This is a genomic window from Methanofastidiosum sp. (assembly GCA_013178285.1).
GTDB lineage: Archaea > Methanobacteriota_B > Thermococci > Methanofastidiosales > Methanofastidiosaceae > Methanofastidiosum.
In genome coordinates, this window is the sequence record JABLXD010000099.1 from 1 (window position 1) to 2,162 (window position 2,162).

Genomic DNA, 2,162 nt, shown 5'->3' on the forward strand with positions numbered 1-2,162 from the left:
TTAATCTTTCCGCCCCGAGTTTCTACTATTTTGCATAACGGCTGGGGGTTGATAAAGTGCAGGCGGTTGGAACATCGTCATCGTCCCACGATAAGAAGCTGGATTGAAACGATAAAGTTTCCTAATCTGCTGATAGCCTGCATTTTATTAAACCCTTGTTGGGCAACGTTATTTATAAAATATCTCCCTTTCAAAAATATAAATTGGTTCATCTTTCCAATATTCAATTTTCTTTATCCAATTTCCAAGATTATCATATTCATATGTAAAAAATTTGTCCTTATTTACTTTCCCTCTTGACTTGTCAATGTATCTAATAATGTTGGAATTTGAATCATAATTCATTTCGATAGAACTAATATGATTAGATTTAGAATTATCATCTAAGTTTATGGCTTGCATTTTCTCATCCATAAATCTGAATATTAAATTATTCCTGTCATCATATTTATATATCCAAACGTAGTTATCATCTTCAACTTTTTCAATCAAATCATTCTTATTAAAATAATACTTTGTACCTGACGAACTTGTAAAATCTCCTTCTCCTTTGGTAAAATATCTTATTGCAGTATTCTCTATTTCGTTATTTTTTATTATCCATTTATCATTATTGCCAAGAATAGACCAATGTTTTTCTTCTATCATTTTATGGTTATTATCATAAGTTAATTCAATAATAAATCTATTCTCTCCGTTTGAGTTCTTTGAAACTTCTTTTGTAATACCTCCATCCTTATTGTAAGTATATTCGTACGAATCTGATAATTGGTCAGAATAGCCAATATAAGTTTTATTAGTAATCACCCCCTTTTTATCAAATAATACTTTATATTTCTTTTCTCTGGGTTCTCTTTTAACAACAATACTATCACGAAACTTTGCTAGATACTTAGTAACAATCATTGAATCAACTTTTCCAATGGTTTTATCTTCATCAATTTTACCATTCCATTTAACTTCCTGACCTAATAATGAATAATTTGTTATAAAAATCATTAAGATTATAGTTCCTAATAGAATCCTTTTCATTTTATCAATCTATTTTAAATTATAACTTATTGCATCCTTCTCGTAATATTGCATTCTGGTTTCTCAGCCTTAATGTTGCCCAACGGCTGGGGGTTGATAAAGTGCAGGCGGTTGGAACATCGTCATCGTCCCACGATGAGAAAGCTGGATTGAAACGGTAAAGTTTCCTAATCCGCTGATAGCCTGCATTTTATTAAACCCTTGTTATGGGCTGGTTTTAATTTTAAATTGTTGTTTTAACTTAATCAATGTCTTTGTTTATGACTGAATAAGTATTTATTTTCAAGAAACATTATGTTCTTCAAATTATCAACACATTCAATTCTTAATGTTCCTTTGTATTGGCCTGACAATTCTTTATCAATAATGTCGATGCAATCAATTGAAATTATGTAATTTGAACTTTCCTTTTCAATTTTTAGATTTCCTTCCTTAATAATTGAGAAGATTTCTGCACAATTTTCTTTCATTTCAAAGATAAAAAGTCCTTGGAAAGTATTTGGTGTTAATTCTTCGATGGGTGCATAATTATATGTTGAATTAGAAATATCTTCAGTTAAAGTATATATTGTTAATAATAAAATATCTCCTTCTCCTGTAATCAAAAGCGTATCGTTAGATTGAACAATATTTCTAGTTCCTGAGTATAAGCAAATAATATGTGCAAATAATTCAGGGTGCTCGTGAGAATCAATAGTTGTTATAAAACCTTTAGGGATTTCGTACTGACACTCATCATAGTACAAATAGTTTTTTAAGGAGGGTTCTTCTTTTTTACAACTATCAAAAATAAATAACAAGGGAATGAAAAATAATAATAAATATCTCATCTTAGTTATTTTCATTGTTCAAGAATTTTGTAGCAATATCAAGTAAATATAAGGGATAATTAATTATATATTTATAGATTCGTTAAATAGAAACATTATAAGCACAAATGACTTAAGAAACATTTTATTATAAAATCTATAATAGCTTATAAAACTCAAAATTAATTCAAAATATCTTAAAAATCACATAATCAATTCGTTGAGATTTCATCTAAACTTGCCCATAACGGTGGGGGGTGTAAAAAGTGCTGGATATTGGAACATCGTCATCGTCCTGACGAGACGAAGCAGGATTGAAAC

General features: G+C 29.1%; 2 protein-coding genes. Both read right to left on the reverse strand.

Going from position 1 to position 2,162, the window contains the following annotated elements; genetic code table 11:
* Positions 1-168 precede the first annotated feature (168 nt).
* Positions 169-1,032: a hypothetical protein gene (locus HPY60_11930; GenBank protein ID NPV51885.1), complete on the reverse strand. Its 864-nt coding sequence runs from the start codon at positions 1,030-1,032 to the stop codon at positions 169-171.
* Between the two features lie 245 nt (positions 1,033-1,277).
* Positions 1,278-1,877 carry a hypothetical protein gene (locus tag HPY60_11935; GenBank protein NPV51886.1) on the reverse strand — a complete coding sequence of 200 codons (600 nt, stop codon included), beginning with the start codon at positions 1,875-1,877 and terminating at the stop codon, positions 1,278-1,280.
* Positions 1,878-2,162 lie beyond the last annotated feature (285 nt).